General features: G+C 44.3%; 16 protein-coding genes. 11 read left to right on the top strand and 5 right to left on the bottom strand.

Annotated features, from left to right (window positions below; all coding sequences use genetic code 11):
* Window positions 1-146 precede the first annotated feature (146 nt).
* The 3 genes from hutI to NMM13_RS02470 all read left to right on the top strand — a co-directional run bounded on the left by hutI (window position 147) and on the right by NMM13_RS02470 (window position 6,427).
* Window positions 147-1,394, top strand: coding sequence for an imidazolonepropionase (gene hutI / locus NMM13_RS02480; RefSeq protein ID WP_254727390.1), 1,248 nt, complete (start codon window positions 147-149; stop codon window positions 1,392-1,394).
* Window positions 1,395-1,685: 291 nt separating this feature from the next.
* The gene (locus tag NMM13_RS02475; RefSeq protein ID WP_254727387.1) at window positions 1,686-4,070 is read left to right on the top strand and encodes a phosphoketolase; all 2,385 of its coding nucleotides are present in this window, start codon (window positions 1,686-1,688) and stop codon (window positions 4,068-4,070) included.
* A gap of 236 nt (window positions 4,071-4,306) precedes the next feature.
* Window positions 4,307-6,427, top strand: a complete 2,121-nt coding sequence (locus NMM13_RS02470; RefSeq protein WP_254727384.1) for a 5'-nucleotidase C-terminal domain-containing protein — start codon at window positions 4,307-4,309, stop codon at window positions 6,425-6,427.
* Between the two features lie 66 nt (window positions 6,428-6,493).
* On the opposite strand, the gene NMM13_RS02465 is transcribed toward NMM13_RS02470, so the two are convergent.
* Genes NMM13_RS02465 through NMM13_RS02455 form a run of 3 tightly spaced genes read right to left on the bottom strand, consistent with a single transcriptional unit; the run spans window position 6,494 to window position 8,823 of the window.
* Complete coding sequence (locus NMM13_RS02465; protein ID WP_254727616.1) at window positions 6,494-6,901, bottom strand: hypothetical protein; 408 nt, start codon at window positions 6,899-6,901, stop codon at window positions 6,494-6,496.
* A complete protein-coding gene (locus NMM13_RS02460) occupies window positions 6,882-7,784 on the bottom strand; it encodes a phosphodiester glycosidase family protein (protein ID WP_254727380.1) in 903 nt (300 codons plus the stop codon). Before NMM13_RS02460 ends, NMM13_RS02465 begins: the two co-directional genes overlap by 20 nt.
* On the bottom strand, window positions 7,771-8,823 hold the full coding sequence (locus NMM13_RS02455) for a bifunctional glycosyltransferase family 2/GtrA family protein (RefSeq protein ID WP_254727377.1): 1,053 nt from the start codon (window positions 8,821-8,823) through the stop codon (window positions 7,771-7,773). The genes NMM13_RS02460 and NMM13_RS02455 overlap by 14 nt, the downstream gene beginning before the upstream one ends.
* 304 nt (window positions 8,824-9,127) lie before the next feature.
* On the opposite strand from NMM13_RS02455, the gene rpsF reads away from it, so the two are divergent.
* The 4 genes from rpsF (at window position 9,128) to NMM13_RS02435 (ending at window position 10,923) form a co-directional block, all read left to right on the top strand.
* Window positions 9,128-9,418, top strand: coding sequence for a 30S ribosomal protein S6 (gene rpsF, locus NMM13_RS02450; RefSeq protein WP_003005040.1), 291 nt, complete (start codon window positions 9,128-9,130; stop codon window positions 9,416-9,418).
* A 20-nt stretch (window positions 9,419-9,438) separates the two neighbouring features.
* On the top strand, window positions 9,439-9,936 hold the full coding sequence (locus NMM13_RS02445) for a single-stranded DNA-binding protein (protein ID WP_003008622.1): 498 nt from the start codon (window positions 9,439-9,441) through the stop codon (window positions 9,934-9,936).
* Window positions 9,937-9,977: 41 nt separating this feature from the next.
* Window positions 9,978-10,217, top strand: a complete 240-nt coding sequence (gene rpsR, locus NMM13_RS02440; RefSeq protein ID WP_000068664.1) for a 30S ribosomal protein S18 — start codon at window positions 9,978-9,980, stop codon at window positions 10,215-10,217.
* Window positions 10,218-10,401: 184 nt separating this feature from the next.
* Window positions 10,402-10,923 (top strand): GNAT family N-acetyltransferase, encoded by a 522-nt coding sequence (locus NMM13_RS02435; RefSeq protein ID WP_061454945.1) that lies wholly within the window; start codon window positions 10,402-10,404, stop codon window positions 10,921-10,923.
* A 34-nt stretch (window positions 10,924-10,957) separates the two neighbouring features.
* Here the strand turns inward: NMM13_RS02435 and NMM13_RS02430 are convergent, their stop codons facing one another.
* Both NMM13_RS02430 and NMM13_RS02425 read right to left on the bottom strand, forming a co-directional pair.
* Complete coding sequence (locus NMM13_RS02430; protein ID WP_195424399.1) at window positions 10,958-11,635, bottom strand: DUF1129 domain-containing protein; 678 nt, start codon at window positions 11,633-11,635, stop codon at window positions 10,958-10,960.
* Window positions 11,636-11,663: 28 nt separating this feature from the next.
* Window positions 11,664-12,608 (bottom strand): magnesium transporter CorA family protein, encoded by a 945-nt coding sequence (locus NMM13_RS02425; RefSeq protein WP_214259571.1) that lies wholly within the window; start codon window positions 12,606-12,608, stop codon window positions 11,664-11,666.
* A 121-nt stretch (window positions 12,609-12,729) separates the two neighbouring features.
* Here NMM13_RS02425 and uvrA point away from each other — a divergent pair, with 121 nt between their 5' ends.
* Genes uvrA through NMM13_RS02405 form a run of 4 tightly spaced genes read left to right on the top strand, consistent with a single transcriptional unit; the run spans window position 12,730 to window position 18,774 of the window.
* Window positions 12,730-15,555 (top strand): excinuclease ABC subunit UvrA, encoded by a 2,826-nt coding sequence (gene uvrA, locus NMM13_RS02420; RefSeq protein WP_254727374.1) that lies wholly within the window; start codon window positions 12,730-12,732, stop codon window positions 15,553-15,555.
* Window positions 15,552-16,619, top strand: a complete 1,068-nt coding sequence (locus tag NMM13_RS02415) for a Xaa-Pro peptidase family protein (protein WP_049471837.1) — start codon at window positions 15,552-15,554, stop codon at window positions 16,617-16,619. Before uvrA ends, NMM13_RS02415 begins: the two co-directional genes overlap by 4 nt.
* A gap of 56 nt (window positions 16,620-16,675) precedes the next feature.
* The gene (locus NMM13_RS02410; protein WP_254727371.1) at window positions 16,676-17,659 is read left to right on the top strand and encodes a TIM44-like domain-containing protein; all 984 of its coding nucleotides are present in this window, start codon (window positions 16,676-16,678) and stop codon (window positions 17,657-17,659) included.
* A gap of 8 nt (window positions 17,660-17,667) precedes the next feature.
* The gene (locus NMM13_RS02405) at window positions 17,668-18,774 is read left to right on the top strand and encodes an SPFH domain-containing protein (RefSeq protein ID WP_254727368.1); all 1,107 of its coding nucleotides are present in this window, start codon (window positions 17,668-17,670) and stop codon (window positions 18,772-18,774) included.
* Window positions 18,775-18,915: the final 141 nt, after the last annotated feature.

Genomic DNA, 18,915 nt, shown 5'->3' with positions numbered 1-18,915 from the left:
GAAGAAACGTCAATAAAGAGTCAAAAAAAAATATAATTTTTAATAAAGCAAAAAAAAATGAGGGAAAAACTTTTTGACTTTTTTTTGACGCTTTTCCTGTAGAATTGTAAAATGAATAACAATGGAAATAGAAAGGAATGTTTCATATGTCTGCTGATATCCTATTAACCCACTTTAACCAATTGTTTTGTCCGAATGATCTAGGCCATCCTCTCTATGGAAAAGAGATGGCAGAAGCGCAAATCCTTTCCGATGCTTATATTGCCATTAAAGATGGAAAGATTCTTGCAGTTGGGACAGGTCAACCAGACCCTGAACTGATCGATGATCATACGGAAGTCAAATCCTGTGAAGGAAAAGTTGCGACTCCTGGCCTGATTGATTGCCATACCCACTTGGTCTATGGAGGCAGTCGTGAGCATGAGTTTGCTAAAAAGTTAGCGGGTGTTTCTTACTTAGACATCCTCGCTCAAGGCGGTGGAATTCTGAGCACGGTTCGGGCGACACGGGAAGCTTCTTTTGACAATCTCTATGACAAGTCCAAACGACTGTTGGATTATATGTTGCGTCATGGGGTAACAACTGTTGAAGCTAAGAGTGGCTATGGTTTAGATTGGGAAACTGAAAAACGCCAGTTGGATGTTGTGGCTGCACTGGACCGTGATCATCAAATAGACTTGGTATCAACCTTTATGGCAGCCCATGCGATTCCCACAGAATACAAGGGCCGTTCCCAAGAATATTTAGATCTCATTGTGGAGCAAATGCTTCCCAAAGTGAAGGAAGAAAAGCTAGCTGAGTTCTGTGATATCTTCTGTGAAAAAGGTGTCTTTACAGCAGATGAATCTCGCTATCTTCTTTCAAAAGCTAAGGAGATGGGCTTCAAGCTGCGGATCCATGCCGATGAAATCGAATCCATTGGTGGTGTTGATGTGGCGGCTGAATTGGAATCTACTAGTGCAGAACACTTGATGGTGATTACCGATGAAGGCATTCAAAAATTAGCTGCAGCAAAAGTGATTGGAAATCTTTTGCCAGCTACAACCTTCAGCCTCATGGAAGATACCTATGCACCGGCTCGTAAGATGTTGGACGCTGGCATGGCCATTACCCTAACAACGGACAGCAACCCAGGGTCTTGTCCAACAGCCAATCTTCAGTTTGCCATGCATCTGGGTTGCTTCATGATGCGCCTAACTCCAGTAGAAATTCTCAATGCAGTGACCATCAATGCGGCCTATTCAGTAGATCGTGCTAAAACAATCGGCTCTTTCGATGTTGGCAAACAGGCTGACATTACCATCTTTGATGCACCAAATCTAGATTATCTCTTCTATTTCTTTGCGACAAATCTAGTGACAGATGTCTACAAGAAAGGTCAAAAAGTCATTTAACCGACTCCATTTCATTTGGGACTTTGCTGGTTTGCAAAAATCAGCAAAGTCTTTTTTAAAAACCTATCCCTGTAGGGAATGGAACCACTTTAGTGGGAAATTAAAATTTGACGTTCAAAGAATATTTTTCTTACTTTCTGATGTACAAAAAGGGAAATTCTTGATAGAATAGAAGTAATATTGAATATTTTCTTCAATATCATCTGTTTGTCGTGAAAACAGATTGTTTAAACTATTGATCAAACGAACAGGTTGTTCAACAGACCTGTCTAGAAATTGTGAGGAGACAAGATGACTGTCGATTATAACAGCAAAGCTTACTTGGATAAAGTAGACGCTTGGTGGCGTGCAGCCAACTACATTTCAGCTGCTCAAATGTACTTGAAAGATAACCCATTGTTGAAGCGCGAAGTCGTTGAAAACGACTTGAAGGCTCACCCAATCGGACACTGGGGAACTGTACCAGGGCAAAACTTTATCTATGCTCACTTGAACCGTGCCATCAACAAATATGACTTGGATATGTTCTACATTGAAGGACCAGGTCACGGTGGACAAGTAATGGTATCGAACTCTTACTTAGATGGTTCTTATACTGAATTGAATCCAAATATCCCACAAAATGAAGAAGGTTTCAAACACTTGTGTAAGATCTTCTCATTCCCAGGAGGAATTGCTTCTCACGCAGCGCCTGAAACACCAGGATCTATCCATGAAGGGGGAGAACTTGGTTATGCCCTTTCTCACGCTGCTGGTGCTGTATTGGATAATCCAGATGTGATTGCTGCCACAGTTATCGGTGACGGTGAAGGAGAAACAGGTCCATTGATGGCTGGTTGGTTGTCAAATACCTTCTTGAACCCAGTCAACGATGGGGCTATCCTTCCAATCTTCTACCTCAACGGTGGGAAGATCCACAACCCAACCATCTTCGAACGCAAAACAGACGAAGAATTGGCCCTCTTCTTTGAAGGTCTTGGTTGGAAACCAATCTTTGCGAATGTCACTGCGATTCCAGAAGACCATGAAGCTGCACACGCTTTGTTCGCTGAAAAATTGGATGAAGCGATTGAAGAAATCAAGAAAGTCCAAGCGGAAGCTCGTAAAGGTTCTGCAGAAGAAGCAACTCAACCAGTATATCCTGTCTTGATTGCTCGTATCCCTAAAGGTTGGACTGGACCAAAAGCTTGGGAAGGAACACCAATCGAGGGTGGATTCCGTGCGCACCAAGTTCCAATCCCAGTAGATGCTCACCACATGGAGCATGTCGATGCCCTTCTTTCATGGTTGGAATCTTACCGTCCAGCTGAATTGTTCGACGAAACTGGTAAACTAGTTCCTGAAATTGCTGAAATTGCACCAAAAGGTGACCGTCGCATGGCTATGAACCCAATCACAAATGCTGGTGTGATCAAACCAATGAGCACAGCTGATTGGAAGAAACATGCCCTTCAATTCAACACACCAGGTGAAATCATGGCTCAAGACATGATCGAATTTGGTAAGTATGCGGCAGACTTGGTAGATGCGAACCCAGATAACTTCCGTATCTTTGGTCCAGACGAAACCAAATCAAACCGTCTTCAAGAAGTCTTCACTCGTACAAGCCGTCAATGGTTAGGACGTATGAAACCGGATTACGATGAAGCCTTGAGCCCTGCTGGTCGTGTCATTGACTCTCAATTGTCAGAGCACCAAGCAGAAGGAATGCTTGAAGGATATGTCTTGACAGGTCGTCATGGATTCTTCGCTTCTTACGAATCCTTCCTTCGTGTTGTAGATTCTATGATTACTCAACACTTCAAATGGTTGCGTAAGTCTAAGACACATACAACATGGCGTAAAAACTACCCAGCCTTGAACTTGATTGCAACTTCAACTGTCTTCCAACAAGACCACAATGGCTACACTCACCAAGATCCAGGTATCTTGACTCACTTGGCTGAGAAAACTCCTGAATATATCCGTGAGTACTTGCCAGCAGATACCAATAGCTTGCTTGCAGTGATGGATGAAGCCTTCAAGGGAGAAGATGTGATCAACTTGATCGTTTCTTCTAAACACCCACGTCCTCAATTCTACTCAGCAGCTGAAGCAGAAGAATTGGTTCGTGAAGGATACAAGGTGATCGATTGGGCTTCAACTGTTTCAGCAGATGAAGAACCAGATCTTGTTATTGCAGCTGCAGGTACAGAGCCAAACTTAGAAGCTCTTGCAGCCATCACAATCTTGCACAAAGCCTTCCCAGAATTGAAGATCCGCTTTGTTAACGTTGTAGACATCTTGAAATTGCGTCACCCATCAGTCGACGCGCGTGGACTTTCAGATGAAGAGTTCGACAAGGTCTTCACCGCTGACAAACCTGTGATCTTTGCCTTCCATGGTTACGAAGGCATGATCCGTGACATCTTCTTCAACCGTCACAACCACAACTTGCGTGTGCATGGTTACCGTGAAAACGGAGATATCACAACACCATTCGATATGCGTGTCATGTCTGAGTTGGATCGCTTCCACTTGGCACAAGATGCTGCTAATGCAGCTCTTGGAGCAGAAGCAGCTGAATTTGCAGCTCAAATGGATGAAACAGTAGCCTTCCACAACGCCTATATCCGTGAAAATGGAGATGACATTCCAGAAGTTCAAAACTGGAAATGGGAAAACGTGAATAAATAATAGAAAGAGCCGGAGCAATCCGGCTTTTTTTGTGAGGAACAGCAAGTAACAAAAGGAAGAGGATGAGAATAGATGTTCGGAAATCAAGCGTTTTCCAATAAAATTGTAAGAGTTTCTAGGAAAATATTGAAGTAAAACCGAAAAAATAGTAAAATGGAAGAGCTGATTGCAGCAAATCAACTGTTCTGCGTTCTCCTTTTTGGAGAAGTGTCCTACATTAGAAAATGGAGTATTCTATGAAGAAAAAAATTATCTTGAAAAGCAGTATCCTAGCGGTCGCTGCGGGTCTTAGTGTTTTTGCGATCAATAGCGTTTTTGCAGACGAATTGCCCGTGCAGTTCATGGGCGTCAATGACTTCCACGGTGCCTTGGAACAAACAGGGACAGCTCGTTTAGAAGGCGAAACTGTGAAAAATGCAGGAACAGCTCCACTTTTGGCAACCTATTTGAACGATTCGCAAAAAGACTTTGAAACGGAGAATGCCGGAACGCCTAATGACAGCATCCGTGTGCAAGCGGGAGATATGGTCGGCGCTAGTCCAGCCAACTCTGCCCTCCTTCAAGATGAACCAACTGTAAAAGTCTTCAATGAAATGAACTTTGAATACGGAACCCTTGGAAATCACGAGTTTGACGAAGGGCTTGGTGAATTCAACCGGATCATGAAGGGAGAAGCCCCAACACCTGGTCAATTCAACAAGATCGTCGATGAGTATCCTCATGAAGCTTCCAAACAAGAAGTTGTAATTGCCAACTTGGTTGACAAAGATACCAACAAAATCCCATTTGACTGGAAACCTTATACCATCAAAGAAATCCCAGTCAACGATAAGACCGTTAAGGTCGGATTTATCGGGGTTGTTACGACAGAATTCCCAAATCTTGTCTTGCGTAAAAATCATGAACAATACCGTGTTTTGGATGAAGCAGAATCGATTGCCAAATATGCGCGTGAATTAAATGACCAAGGAGTTCATGCGATTGCTGTCTTGGCCCACGTTGCTGCCACTAGTAAGAATGGTGTAGCAGAAGGTCCTGCTGCAGACATGATTAAAAAATTAAACCAAATCTATCCTGAAAACTCAGTGGATATCGTCTTTGCAGGTCACAACCACCAATATACAAACGGGATGGTTGGAAATACCTTGATCGTTCAAGGTACGTCTCAAGGGAAAGCTTACTCGGATGTCCGTGGAGTCCTAGATACGGATACAGCTGACTTTGTCAAAGCTCCAACTGCAAAAATTATTGCGGTAGATCCATCTAAAGGCAAAGCAAAAGATGCCAAGGTTCAAGCGATCATCGATGATGCCAATGCGACGGTTAAAAAAGTAACAGAAGCAAAAATCGGTACAGCAGACAAGGCTGAAAATATTACTCGTGAATTGAATGCACAAAAAGAAAGTGCTGTTGGAGATTTGGTCACAGCAGCGCAACTAGATATTGCCAAAAAATCAGGTTATCCAGATGTTGACTTTGCCTTCACCAATAATGGAGGAATCCGTGCAGACCTCGTGGTGAAACCAGACGGAACAGTCACTTGGGGTGCAGCTCAAGCCGTGCAACCATTTGGAAATATCCTTCAAGTAGTCGAAATTACCGGAGACCAAATTTATAAAGCTTTGGACCAACAATATGATGAGAAAGAGCTTTACTTCTTGCAAATGGCAGGGATCAAGTACACCTATACGAAACCAGCCGACGCAACGGAAGAAAATCCTTATAAGGTCGTGAAAGCTTACAAGGCAGACGGAACTGAAATTGATCGCAACAAGACCTACAAGGCGATTATCAACGACTTCTTGTATGGTGGCGGAGATGGCTTCTCAGTCTTCCGTGATACAAAATTGATCGGTGCGATTAATCCAGATACTGAAGTCTTTATCCAGTACATCGAAGATGTGAATAAGGCAGGGAAGAAATTATCTGCTTCAATCTTGGGCAACAAGACCTTTGTGGAAAAAGTGGAAGAAGAAACACCTACTCCAGAACCACAACCAACTCCACAACCAACTCCACAACCAACTCCACAACCACAGCCAGCGCCAGTTGATCCAGTAAGTCCTGTAAATCCAGTCCATCCTGTGGCTCCAGTGTCTCCTGCTACCCCAACTCCTCAACCTGAAAGCCCAGTAACTCCAGCTCAACCAGCTGCAAGCGAAGCAAAAGAAGTGGCAACAAACAAACCAGTCGCTGTCACTTACCATACAGGTGGCCAAGCAGAAGCAACAGCTACACCAGCAACTGGTCTTCCAAAAACAGGTCAAGATGAATTGGCTTCCACAGTCCTTAGCCTCTTTGGCATGACCTCACTAGCTTTAGCAGGCATTGTAGCCAGCAAAAAACGTGAAGGCTAAGTCATTCATCCGTTAACTTACCCTAAAAAACGTCCGTTCTATAAAGAAACGGACGTTTTTGATGTCTTAGGCTGTTTTCTCCACCCAGACACTGCGGACAAAGAAGATGCTGATGAGGGCAAGGGCTAGGAAGATCCCTGCAACATAATAGTAGGGTTGGTCGAGAGTTGTTGAACGACCAGAGAGGTTAACAATGCCTCGGTAGAGGGCTCCAGCAGTTGCCGTGGCGACAGCTGAGTTCCAAAGATTAAGAGTGATTCGAGAAAGGCCTTTTACCACTAGTTGCAGAGCCACTAGTAGGGCGCCACCGATCAAAGGAATCAAGAATAGGTAGTGCATGAAGGCAGAGGTTTCGCCAAAACTAAAGTGTTCATAGATGCGACTTCCGACAAAGAAGAAAGCCGAGATAAGAATGTACCATAGGATGGTCTTTTTCAAGCGTTGTTTAATAGGATTAGTAACCGATGTAGACAATGTCACTCACCGCCCTTTCTGAGATAGTACCATTTGTTGTTGGTTTGTTAATAACTTGGCCATTGAAGTAAAGTGTAGAAGATCCACCCCCATCCAAGTTATAGGCTGTTTTAACACCATAAGACTTCATCACTTCCGCTAATTGGTAGAGAGATAGTCCTTCACTTTCTGAAGTCCGTCCATCTGACACGACGATAATGTAGTGGTTTTCATCGATGATCCCAATCGCTGTACGTGGGTTGGAGGCCATGGATTGTCCAACTTCTGAGTTCGTATCGACCGTAATCTCACCATTTTCAACCAAGGAAGGTCCGAAGGCAAGGAGATTGACGACCCCATCTTTGACCAATTGATCTGCAGAGATCTCATCTTCATAGATAATTTTGAAGGATCCATCCTTGTAAATGGCTAGGTCACCATTGCTTGAATCTTCCCGAACCGTATCGCGGTAGACCACTCCGTTTCGGATGACATAGCCGGTGCTATTAGCTCCGTAGTAGTCTCCATTGACGGCTAGAATAGCATTGTTCTCAGCTGCAGTGACGGAAGTCTTAGCCGTTACATTTGTCCCGTAGGTGTTTTGTGCAAAGGCTGTTTTGAGATAATCTGCCGAGCTGACTGTGATATCTGCGATGTAAACCTGGGTATTTTCAACTGTTTTTTCTGTTAAAGTCACCTGGATATTGTCATCTGAATAGCTAGTATCAGTCGTTGTAGCTGAAGCAGCTGCTTTTTTGGCTGCCTTAGTGTCCGTAGTCGTAGCTTTTACGGTTTGGATGGCATCGGATAAGACAAAGGTCTTGAGCATCGAGTAGCTAAAACTGCTGGTCAAAAGAAGGCCAAAGCAGGCAGCATAGGTGTAGGATTTTTTAAAGAATTTCATGGTGGGGTGCAGTCCTTTCTTTGAAGATCACTTTTTTCTGGATCACCCATGAGACCAGAAAGAGGAGGAAGCCGACGACAATCTTACTGATCAGGAGATTGAGCCCGAAAGCAGTATAGATGAGTCGAATCAAGAGCGTATCGAGAATAAAGAGGCCGAGGGCTAGGCCAAAGTAGCCACTTCCGGTTTTAGTGACGCTGTCTTTGTTCTTAAAGACCAGGTGCTTATTGGTCGAGTAGTTAAAGATGGAACTCGTCACACGAGCGATCCCATTCGCTAGGAGAATACGTAGACTAATGGGCACGGCCATCATCACGAAAAGGAAGAAGGCGTAGACCAGATAATCCACGATAAAGCTACTGAGGGAAGAGAGGGCAAACTTAAACATGTCCTTGTAGATCATGAGGCCATCTCGAATAGGTCGGAAATGGGAGCCTTCGTTGTCATTGATGTAGACCGTCTCGATGGGAACTTCCACGATGGGGAAGGACTTGCTTGCTGCAAGGAGCACATTCATCTCATATTCATAGCGCTGTCCTTCAACTTCAAGCATGAAAGGCAAGAGATTCGTAGTAAAAGCTCGTAAGCCTGTTTGGGTATCGCTGACTGCCACTCCTGTTTGTTGCTTAAACAAGAAGCGGGTCAATTTATTCCCGAAAGCAGAACGCAAAGGAACTTTTCCAGAGAAGGCGCGTGCTCCTAGAATAAGTGTTCCAGGATGCTCTTGAGATTGGTTAACAACCCTGAAAATATCCCAAATTTTGTGCTGACCGTCTGCATCAGCTGTAACAATGCTTCCATAGGTGCCTCTTTCTAGGATGTAGGCATAAGCAGTCTTGAGAGCTTGCCCTTTTCCTTGGTTGTGCTCATGGGTCAAAACTGTCGCAAGACCCTCCAATTTTTCAAAAAGCACTTTCTTGTCAGCGTCACTCCCATCGTCGACCACGATGATGTGGAGATCGCTTTTAGCGTGGACCAAGCGAACCAGTTTGACAAGATTCAGATCCGGTTGATAGGCGGGGATGATAAGATAATTCATAATCGTTCCTCGTTTCTTGAGATTTGTTGTAGCTAGTATAAAGACTCAAGCTTAAAGCTAACTGATATCAGTTTTCTTTAAGGAAAGGAGAGGAAGAAGGGGAGGGGTTTCTTCTATAAAGTGTCATTTATTAGGACATTTCTTTCTTTTTTCTCGAAGGGGACGTCCAGAAATCATTTTTTAAATCCTAAAGATAATTCTTGCCTTTGTTCGAAAAGTCTGGTATAATAGTTTCTTGTGAGTAAACCTCACTTACCCCTTGCAAAGACTTGGGGTCATTAGTCCAAAAGGAGGAACATTATCAATGGCTAAATACGAAATTCTTTATATTATTCGTCCAAACATTGAAGAAGAAGCTAAAAACGCTTTGGTAGCACGTTTCGATTCTATCTTGACTGACAACGGTGCAACTGTTGTTGAATCAAAAGATTGGGAAAAACGTCGTCTTGCATACGAAATCCAAGATTTCCGTGAAGGACTTTACCACATCGTAAACGTTGAAGCGAACGACGCTGTAGCTCTTAACGAGTTCGACCGTCTTTCAAAAATCAACGGTGACATTCTTCGTCACATGATCGTAAAAGTTGACGCGTAAGAAATCATCAGAGGTGACTTATGATTAACAATGTTGTACTTGTCGGTCGTATGACCCGTGATGCTGAACTTCGCTACACTCCAAGCAATCAAGCAGTTGCTACTTTCAGCCTAGCTGTCAACCGCAACTTCAAGAGTCAAAATGGAGAGCGCGAAGCCGATTTCATCAACTGTGTGATCTGGCGTCAGCAAGCAGAAAACTTAGCCAACTGGGCTAAGAAAGGTGCTTTGATTGGGATTACCGGTCGCATTCAAACACGTAATTACGAAAACCAGCAAGGTCAACGTGTTTATGTCACTGAAGTCGTAGCAGACAGCTTCCAACTATTGGAAAGCCGTGCAGCACGCGAAGGGCATGCAGGTGGTGGCTATTCATCAGGCAACGGTGGTTTTGCTGGAAATGCAACCCCAAGCTTTGGTGGATCTGAACCAAGCAATGCAGCGCCAAACTTTGGTCGTGAAGAAAATCCATTTGGAGCTAATCCAATGGATATCTCAGACGACGATCTTCCATTCTAAGAATGGGTTTAACGAATTAAAACTATAAAGGAGAATTAAACATGGCTCAACAACGTCGTGGCGGATTCAAACGCCGTAAAAAAGTTGATTACATCGCAGCAAACAAAATCGAATATGTCGATTACAAAGATACTGAGCTTCTTAGCCGTTTCGTTTCAGAACGTGGGAAAATCCTTCCTCGTCGTGTAACTGGAACTTCAGCGAAGAACCAACGTAAAGTAACAACAGCTATCAAACGCGCTCGCGTAATGGCTTTGATGCCTTTCGTAAACGAAGATTAAAAAAGAGGTCCAGTGGACCTCTTTTTCACGAGCTTGAAAATAAAAAAGCGAGTAAGACCCTAACGGGTCTTTTTTTGCGAGCATAGAAATGTGATAGTGAGTTAGGTCCGTGTGAAGCTCTTTGACCTTTCTCAAGCTCTAATTATGCTATAATGATGGGGAGAAAGGTATCAAGGAGCGCAACATGAAGGAAGGTGTAATCATCAGGAGGATGATAAAGGCAGATATTGAGCACATCTCTCAAGCCTTTATCCACCAAGGGTGGCCAGGTAGAGAGGATATCTTGACTAGCTATTTTCAAGAGCAGGAGAATAGAGAGAGGGACGTATTAGTAGCTGAGTCGGATGGATTTGTGGCAGGCTATATCACTATATTGCCTGCTGCCAAGCACGGCCCTTTCGTGGGAGTCTATCCTGAACTATCTGATTTTAATGTTTTTGAACCATTTAGAAATCGAGGGATTGGGAATCAACTCTTAGAGGAGGCAGAAAAAAGAGTCCAGCTACTATCAGAGATTGTTACTTTAGGGGTTGGTTTACACTCGGGTTATGGCCCAGCTCAAAGACTGTATGTCAAACGGGGCTATATCCCAGATGGATCTGGAGTTTGGTTTAGGGATCAGCCCTTGGCCCCTTACAGTTCTTGTGAAAACAATGATGACTTAGTCCTCTATTTTTCAAAAAGGTTGAACAGGGAAATACAGTAAAACAAAAACGGATGAAAACTTCATCCGTTTCTTTTTAGCGTCGAGTTGCAGGTGCTGTGCTCGAACTTTTAATATTAAAGCGTTTCTTGAGGTAGAAGCGAAGGACAAGCGCTAGAGCTCCTAAAACGATGGCAAAAACATCTGGAATAGTTGGGTTGAGAACTTGTGGGAGTAAGGAAGTAAAGGACAAGACAATGACCCAAAGGAACATGACTCCAACAAGAATCGGCATGGATTTCCAAAGAGAGGGACGCTCACTGCGATCTTTTGTGCCATCCATATACTGATAGAAGAAGTAGTACATGAGATACAAGAGCAGAGCCCCTGTCAAACTTCCAAGGATCAAGGTGATCAAACCATAGCCAGTACGACGCGGTGCAACCAAGTTCATAAAGGCGCTAATCGCAGCAAAAACACCAAAGATAAAGAGGAAGGAATCCAAAATCATGAGAGAGGGAGCATCGTTTAATTTCGGATGCTCTTTTTCATAGCGTTCTTTCTCGCTGAAAGAATTCGCCCAAACAGTTGGAGCACCAAAAAGGGTCCGTGCCGGAATTCCTTTTCCTTGGTTTTCATGGATAGCTGGTAAAATTTCTTGGATGAGGCTTTCTGCTTCTTCCTCTGTCTTTCCGTTTTCAAGCAATTGGTGTTTGGCGATGCGAACGAATTCTTGATTTTTTTTACTTAATTGAGTTAAATCAAATTGAGACATAAATACTCCTTAGTGTTATTAGTAGGTGTTAGAACCATTTTTTATGGATGAGGTAGACGACGAGAGACCCGGTCAGGGCAAAGGCGATGAAAATGATCAGCCAGAAGGCATGGGGCTCGCCGTTGAGCGGAAGCTCATTGTCCTTGAAGTTCATCCCGTAGGCCGAAAAGATCATGGTCGGAATGGACATGACAATGGTAACGAGGGCCAGGGTCTTCATGATGTTGTTCTGGTTGTTGGAGATGATCGATGCGAAGGTATCGGTCATGGAGTGCAGGATATTTCCATAAATGTCTGCCATCTCGATGGCCTGCTGGGTTTCGATCAAGGTATCTTCCAACAGATCCTCGTCTTCTAGGTATTTCTTGATGTTACTAGTAGCACTGGTCAATTTCTTGATCACGCGCTCATTGGTTTTTAGAGAGGCCTTAAAGTAGACGATGGTTTTCTCCAGCTCCATCAACTCAATCAGCTCTTCATTACGCGTTGATTTGTGCAATTGGCTTTCAATCTGCTCGCTTTTGCGATCCAAGGTACGAAGCGCAGACAAGTAGAGTTCAGCGTTGCGATAGAGGATCTGAAAGATAAAGCGCGACCGCATAAAGGTATAGAAATTCCGCAAGCGTCGGTGGATAAAGATATCAAGAAGTGGCAATTTCTCCAAGCAAGTCGTGATGATAGCTTCTTCTGTCAGGATAATCCCTAGCGGAATGGTCACGTAGTAGGTCTGATTGTTCCGCTCTTCCTTGATGGGAACGTCGACGATGATCAAGGTGTATTCATCTTCGATAGTCATACGGGACATTTCTTCCGCATCGAGTGGTGCCCGCAAGTCTGCAATATCGATATTAAAAGCAGAGGCGATTTCCATCGATTCACTTTGAGAAGGGTTCACAAGGTTGATCCAGCTACCAGGTTCCAGCGTCTCTATTTCCTTAAATTCAGTCGTTGTCGATAAAAAGACCTGTTTCATGGTGCCTCCCCTTGTTTTTTTACACCTTAACATTATATCAGAAAAAGGACGGTTTTGGATAAAAGAATACTAAAAAATTTGTTATAATGGAGGTTAACAAAAAGGTGATTAGAGTAAGAACATGCAAGATAAAATTGTCATTCATGGGGCACGCGCCCATAATTTAAAAAATATAGACGTGGAAATTCCACGGGACAAATTAGTTGTGGTGACGGGTTTGTCTGGTTCTGGAAAGTCCAGTCTGGCCTTTGATACCCTCTATGCAGAAGGCCAGCGCCGCTACGTGGAGAGCTTATCGGCCTATGCCCGGCAGTTCTTGGGAAATATGGAAAAACCAGATGTGGACTCCATTGACGGCTTGAGTCCAGCCATTTCCATCGACCAAAAAACGACCAGTAAAAACCCCCGTTCTACAGTGGGGACGGCAACAGAGATCAATGACTACCTGCGCTTGCTCTATGCACGTGTAGGGACGCCTTATTGTATCAATGGGCATGGAGCGATTACAGCTTCTTCGGTTGAGCAAATCGTCGATCAAGTCTTAGAATTACCAGAGCGCCAACGCCTGCAAATTCTAGCTCCTATTATTCGCAAGAAAAAAGGCCAGCACAAGAATATCATTGAAAAGGTGCAAAAAGACGGCTATGTCCGGGTGCGGGTCGATGGTGAGATCTATGATGTGACAGAGGTTCCAGAACTATCTAAAAGCAAGCAGCACACGATTGAAGTGGTTGTGGACCGAATCGTGATCAAAGAGGGCATTCGCTCGCGGCTCTTTGATTCGATTGAAGCAGCTCTTCGGATTGCGGATGGTTATGTGGTGATTGATACCATGGATGGCAAGGAGCTACTCTTTTCTGAGCATTATGCTTGTCCAGTCTGTGGCTTTACCGTTCCTGAATTAGAGCCCCGCCTCTTTTCTTTCAATGCGCCTTTTGGATCTTGTCCAGATTGTGATGGGCTGGGTATTAAGCTAGAGGTGGACTTGGATTTGGTGGTGCCAGATGATCGCTTAACCCTTCGCGAAGGAGCACTCGCTCCTTGGAATCCGATCTCTTCCAACTACTATCCACAGATGTTGGAGCAGGCTATGATCCATTTTGGCGTTGATATGGACCGACCTTTTTCCGATCTTTCTCAAGAAGAAAAGGACTTGGTCCTCTATGGTTCAAACGGGAAGGAATTCCACTTCCACTATGAAAATGAGTTTGGTGGAGTTCGGGATATCGAAATTCCTTTTGAAGGGGTCGTAAACAACATTCACCGTCGTTTCCGTGAGACCAATAGTGATTTCACCCGCAATCAAATGCGCTCTTATATGAACGAATTGACCTGTGCGACCTGCCATGGCTACCGCCTCAATGACCAGGCTCTTTCTGTTCGTGTCGGCGGGGAGAAGGGGATGCATATCGGGGAAGTGTCAGATCTATCGATTGCGGACCACTTAAAAGCCGTAGATCAGTTGATCTTAACAGACAATGAAGCTACGATTGCAAGACCGATCCTAAAAGAGATCAAGGATCGCTTGACCTTCTTAAACAATGTGGGGCTCAATTACTTGACCTTGTCACGATCTGCTGGGACCTTATCAGGTGGAGAAAGCCAGCGCATTCGCTTGGCAACCCAGATCGGTTCCAACCTCTCTGGTGTCCTTTACATCTTGGATGAGCCGTCTATCGGCCTCCACCAAAGGGACAATGACCGCCTGATCGCCAGTCTCAAGAAGATGCGCGATTTAGGCAACACCTTGATCGTCGTCGAACATGATGAAGATACCATGAGAGAGGCAGACTACCTGATCGACGTCGGCCCAGGTGCCGGTGTCTTTGGGGGAGAGATCGTTGCAGCAGGAACTCCAAAGCAGGTAGCACGCAGCAGCAAATCCATCACTGGCCAGTATTTGTCCGGCAAGCGCAAGATTCCGGTTCCGACAGAGCGTCGTTCGGGGAATGGTCGCTATATTGAAATAACAGGAGCCAGTGAGAATAACTTACAAGACATCGCAGCGCGCTTTCCTCTGGGCAAATTTATCGCAGTCACTGGAGTTTCCGGTTCTGGGAAATCGACCTTGATTAATGGCATCTTGAAAAAAGCCATCGCTCAAAAGCTCAACCGCAATTCGGAAAAACCAGGGAAATACAAGACCATTCAGGGGATTGAGCATATCGATCGCTTGATCGACATTGATCAAAGCCCGATTGGCCGGACTCCTCGTTCCAATCCAGCGACCTATACAGGCGTCTTCGATGACATTCGTGATCTCTTTGCTCAGACCAATGAAGCCAAAATTCGGGGCTATAAAAAAGGCCGCTTTAGTTTCAATGTCAAGGGCGGGCGTTGTGAAGCCTGCTCAGGAGATGGGATCATCAAGATTGAAATGCACTTCTTGCCAGATGTCTTCGTTCCTTGTGAGGTCTGCCATGGACGTCGTTACAATAGTGAGACCCTTGAAGTCCACTACAAGGAAAAAAATATTGCAGAAGTGCTGGATATGACGGTCAACAAGGCAGTTGAATTCTTCAAGCACATTCCAAAAATTGAACGCAAACTCAAGACCATCCAAGATGTGGGCTTGGGCTATGTAACGCTGGGGCAACCAGCGACCACCCTTTCAGGTGGGGAGGCGCAACGGATGAAGTTGGCTTCTGAATTACACAAGCGCTCTACAGGCAAATCCTTCTATATCTTGGATGAACCTACGACCGGACTCCATACCGAAGACATTTCTCGCTTGATCAAAGTCTTAGAGCGATTTGTGGATGATGGCAATACGGTCCTTGTGATTGAGCACAATTTGGATGTCATTAAGACAGCAGATCATATCATCGATTTAGGACCCGAAGGCGGTGTCGGTGGTGGAACCATTATTGCGACCGGAACACCAGAAGAAGTAGCAGCAAATCCTGCTAGCTACACGGGACAATATTTGAAAGGAAAATTACAATGAATCAACGGATCAGCAACTTAAGAAACAAAATGAAAGCCCAAAACCTCAAAGCGGTATTGATTAACAATTTGAAAAATGTTTATTATTTGACCAATTTCTGGGGTTCAAACGGGACCGCTTTGGTGACAGAAGAACGCGTGGTCCTCTTTACAGATTCGCGCTACACCATCCATGCCCATGCGACTTGTTTCCCCTTTGTAGAGATTGTGGAAACCCGCGATGAGTTGACTGCAGCTGCAGAGATCGTTAAGGACCTTGGCATCAAAGAACTTGGTTTTGAGGACGAAGTGACGGTAGCCTACCATGCCCGTATGGCTTCTGTTTTCAGTGGCATTAGCCTTCAATCTCTAGCGAACTTTGTAATGGAATTGCGCTTGATTAAAGATGAAACGGAGATTGCGGCCATTAAAAAAGCTTGTAGCATCTCTGACCAAGCCTTCCATGATATTTTAGACTATATTAAGGTAGGGAAAACGACAGAGTTGGAAGCAGCGACTTTCCTCGATTTTAGAATGCGGGAGTTGGGAGCTTCTGGTGTATCTTTCGATATTATTTCAGCAGCTGGTGAACGCTCTGCCATGCCTCACGCGACTCCAAGTGATCGGGTCATTTCAGCAGGAGATGCCTTGACCCTTGATTTTGGTTGCTTGTATGATCACTATGTCAGTGATATGACACGGACTATCTATGCAGGACATGTCAGCGACAAGGAAAGAGAAATTTACGAAACCGTTTTGAAAGCCAATCAAGCCTTGATTGCTGCGGCTAAAGATGGACTTGGCTTCCGTGATTTTGATAAAATCCCACGTGATGTGATCGAGGCAGCCGGCTATGGTCAATACTTCACGCATGGAATCGGTCATGGAATTGGGCTAGATATCCACGAAGAGCCATACTTCAGCCAAACTTCTAAAGAAGCGATTCAAGCAGGGATGGTCTTGACAGATGAGCCAGGGATTTATATCGAAGGCCTCTCTGGTGTGCGGATCGAAGATGACCTCTTGATCACAGAAACTGGCTGTGAAGTCTTGACTCTTGCTCCTAAAGAATTGATTGTCCTATAAAATAGACAGTATTTTCTTAACCCCTGTGTAACAAACAAAGATAAGAAAAGAGGCCTATGAAAAAACGAAGTGTAATAGTTGGAATTCTTCTAGTAGTCCTGCTATTTGTATTTGCTCCTTCTGCCCATGCTGGTGTTGGTAATACAGATAGTGGTGGCAGTAGCTTGATTGATTCAGGTGGTGGTAGCAGTTGGTCCGATAGTGGCAGTAGCTGGTCCGATGGCGGAAGTAGTTGGTCTGGTGGCAGCAGCTGGTCTGGTGGATCCAGTAGCTACAGTTCTAGTTCTGGAACAGACTCTGGTGGTGTAGTGGCAGTTTTTGCTATCGTTGGATTGATTGGATTTATCTATAATATTGCAAAAGAGGCTAATGATAGTGATGAATCATTCTCTTCAAATAGTGGTCCAAAACGGACAACCGAAGAACGGGCTGGTCGACCAATTGAGAACAACTATGAAGCGATTCGCCGTATCCGTAAATTGGATCCAATGTTTGATGAAGACCGCTTCTTGTCGCAAGTCAAGCTGGTTTATCTTCAATTGCAGTCTGCCTGGACAGAAAAAGATTGGAATTCTGTGCGGAACTTAGAAAGTACCAGTCTTTATGAGCAACACTTGACGCAGTTGCAAGAGCATATTCGCGCCAAAACAACCAATGTTCTTGAGCGCGTGCGTGTGGAAGATTCGAAGATCAAAGACTTTATCGAAAATCCAGATGGTAATGACCGCATCGAAGTCATTCTGTCATCGACAATGAGAGATTACATCCGAAATGATGAAACGGGTCGTGTGATCGAAGGGGATCCAACCAAAGATCTCTTTACTGTTTACCGCATGGTCTTCCTCCGTGAACATGGAGCGCAGACAGAGATCATTAAGAATTCAGAAGTCGTTAGTGATCATTGTCCGAACTGTGGTGCGCCATTGACGATTGATTCAATCGACAAGTGTGAATATTGCCAAGCATCCTTGAAGCACAATCCAAAAGATTGGGTCTTGGATGTCTACGAAGTTGTGGATGAAATTGAATTCTACAGATAGGAGAATGTATGGGATTTATTAAAGCAGCCCTTTCAGCGGGCATTTCAAGTTTTCAAGATAGTAAATTTAAGGAAGCCATTACCTTGCCGGAAGCTGTTCCAGCAACAGCTTTGGCCATTAAGGGACAGCTCTTGACCAAAGATCCAGATGGGCGCTCTCGTCAGAGCAACCAAAATACAGGTCTATTGACAGATGGCTCTGTTGTCATCGTTCCCCAAGGATATGTTGCTCTCTTGGTCAATAATGGAACGTTTCTAGGAGACCTTCTAGAAGCAGGGAGCCACGAATGGCAAGCCGGTGAAAATGCCTGGTTGTTTGAAAAGGGTGGTGTGAAAGGAACGTGGGATCAGTTCAAGAATCGTTTCTCATTTGGAGGCCAAGTGGTCACCCAACAAGAAATTATTTTTGTGCGGATGCAACCTTTTACAGGAAATAAATTTGGCACTCAAAATCCAGTCGAGTATTTTAGCGATCGTTACCAACAACTTCTTAGTATTCGTTTTTATGGTCTTTATGATGTTAAAGTAGCAGATCCTGTACTCTTTTACATCAGTGCAGTCAGTCGCCAAATCACTGCAGATAAGCCGTTTACCTTGGAAGATGTGGCTCAGGGAACCTTGCGCCAAAATCTGGCTCCAAAAATTGCAGTGGCCATTTCAAAATATACAGCAGAAAATAAAGCGGATATTTACAATATCAATGCGGACCAAGACGTCTTCAATGAAGTTGCAAAACGCGAAGTCAACAAAACTTGGACAGAATTATATGGTATCGAATTAACCAATGTCCTCATCGAAGATTTGAGCTACGATGCAGACAGTATGGCCAAGGTCAATAAACTGGACAGTGAATTGGCAGCGATGAAGTACAATACCATTGAAATCGAAGAACGTCGTGCTCGCAATGAAGCCTTGGTCGCAGCTGCTAAAAATGAAGGTGGCAATGGCATGAACATGATTATGGGGATGAACTTGGGTCAAGCCCTTGGCAATGACCTTCAAAAACAAGCCTCTTCAGCTCAAGACAAGCCTCATACCTTCTACATTGAAGTAGATGGCAAATATGTCCATGTCACCAAGGATGCCGATGGCAATATTGTGCCTGTGGACCAATAAGGAATAGTGAAGATGGAGTTGGAGGTATAGAGATTCTAAGGACTCGTTCCTGCAATCTCTCTCCGCCTTCTAGCCTTCCTAAAAAGAGACAATTGCTGTTTGAGAAAAATCAAATAGTGTGTTACAATAAAGAGTAATCTA

Source organism: Streptococcus sp. CF8_St5-11, from assembly GCF_024295625.1.
Lineage (GTDB): Bacteria > Bacillota > Bacilli > Lactobacillales > Streptococcaceae > Streptococcus.
This window is presented reverse-complemented; position numbering and strand designations above follow the sequence as displayed.

Excerpts from the sequence above, each read along its gene's own strand:
- hutI (WP_254727390.1), top strand. The coding sequence starts at position 147 with ATGTCTGCTGATATCCTATTAACCCACTTTAACCAATTGTTTTGTCCG.
- NMM13_RS02475 (WP_254727387.1), top strand. The coding sequence starts at position 1,686 with ATGACTGTCGATTATAACAGCAAAGCTTACTTGGATAAAGTAGACGCT.
- NMM13_RS02470 (WP_254727384.1), top strand. The coding sequence starts at position 4,307 with ATGAAGAAAAAAATTATCTTGAAAAGCAGTATCCTAGCGGTCGCTGCG.
- NMM13_RS02460 (WP_254727380.1), bottom strand. The coding sequence starts at position 7,784 with ATGAAATTCTTTAAAAAATCCTACACCTATGCTGCCTGCTTTGGCCTT.
- NMM13_RS02455 (WP_254727377.1), bottom strand. The coding sequence starts at position 8,823 with ATGAATTATCTTATCATCCCCGCCTATCAACCGGATCTGAATCTTGTC.
- rpsF (WP_003005040.1), top strand. The coding sequence starts at position 9,128 with ATGGCTAAATACGAAATTCTTTATATTATTCGTCCAAACATTGAAGAA.
- NMM13_RS02445 (WP_003008622.1), top strand. The coding sequence starts at position 9,439 with ATGATTAACAATGTTGTACTTGTCGGTCGTATGACCCGTGATGCTGAA.
- rpsR (WP_000068664.1), top strand. The coding sequence starts at position 9,978 with ATGGCTCAACAACGTCGTGGCGGATTCAAACGCCGTAAAAAAGTTGAT.
- NMM13_RS02435 (WP_061454945.1), top strand. The coding sequence starts at position 10,402 with ATGAAGGAAGGTGTAATCATCAGGAGGATGATAAAGGCAGATATTGAG.
- NMM13_RS02430 (WP_195424399.1), bottom strand. The coding sequence starts at position 11,635 with ATGTCTCAATTTGATTTAACTCAATTAAGTAAAAAAAATCAAGAATTC.
- NMM13_RS02425 (WP_214259571.1), bottom strand. The coding sequence starts at position 12,608 with ATGAAACAGGTCTTTTTATCGACAACGACTGAATTTAAGGAAATAGAG.
- uvrA (WP_254727374.1), top strand. The coding sequence starts at position 12,730 with ATGCAAGATAAAATTGTCATTCATGGGGCACGCGCCCATAATTTAAAA.
- NMM13_RS02415 (WP_049471837.1), top strand. The coding sequence starts at position 15,552 with ATGAATCAACGGATCAGCAACTTAAGAAACAAAATGAAAGCCCAAAAC.
- NMM13_RS02410 (WP_254727371.1), top strand. The coding sequence starts at position 16,676 with ATGAAAAAACGAAGTGTAATAGTTGGAATTCTTCTAGTAGTCCTGCTA.
- NMM13_RS02405 (WP_254727368.1), top strand. The coding sequence starts at position 17,668 with ATGGGATTTATTAAAGCAGCCCTTTCAGCGGGCATTTCAAGTTTTCAA.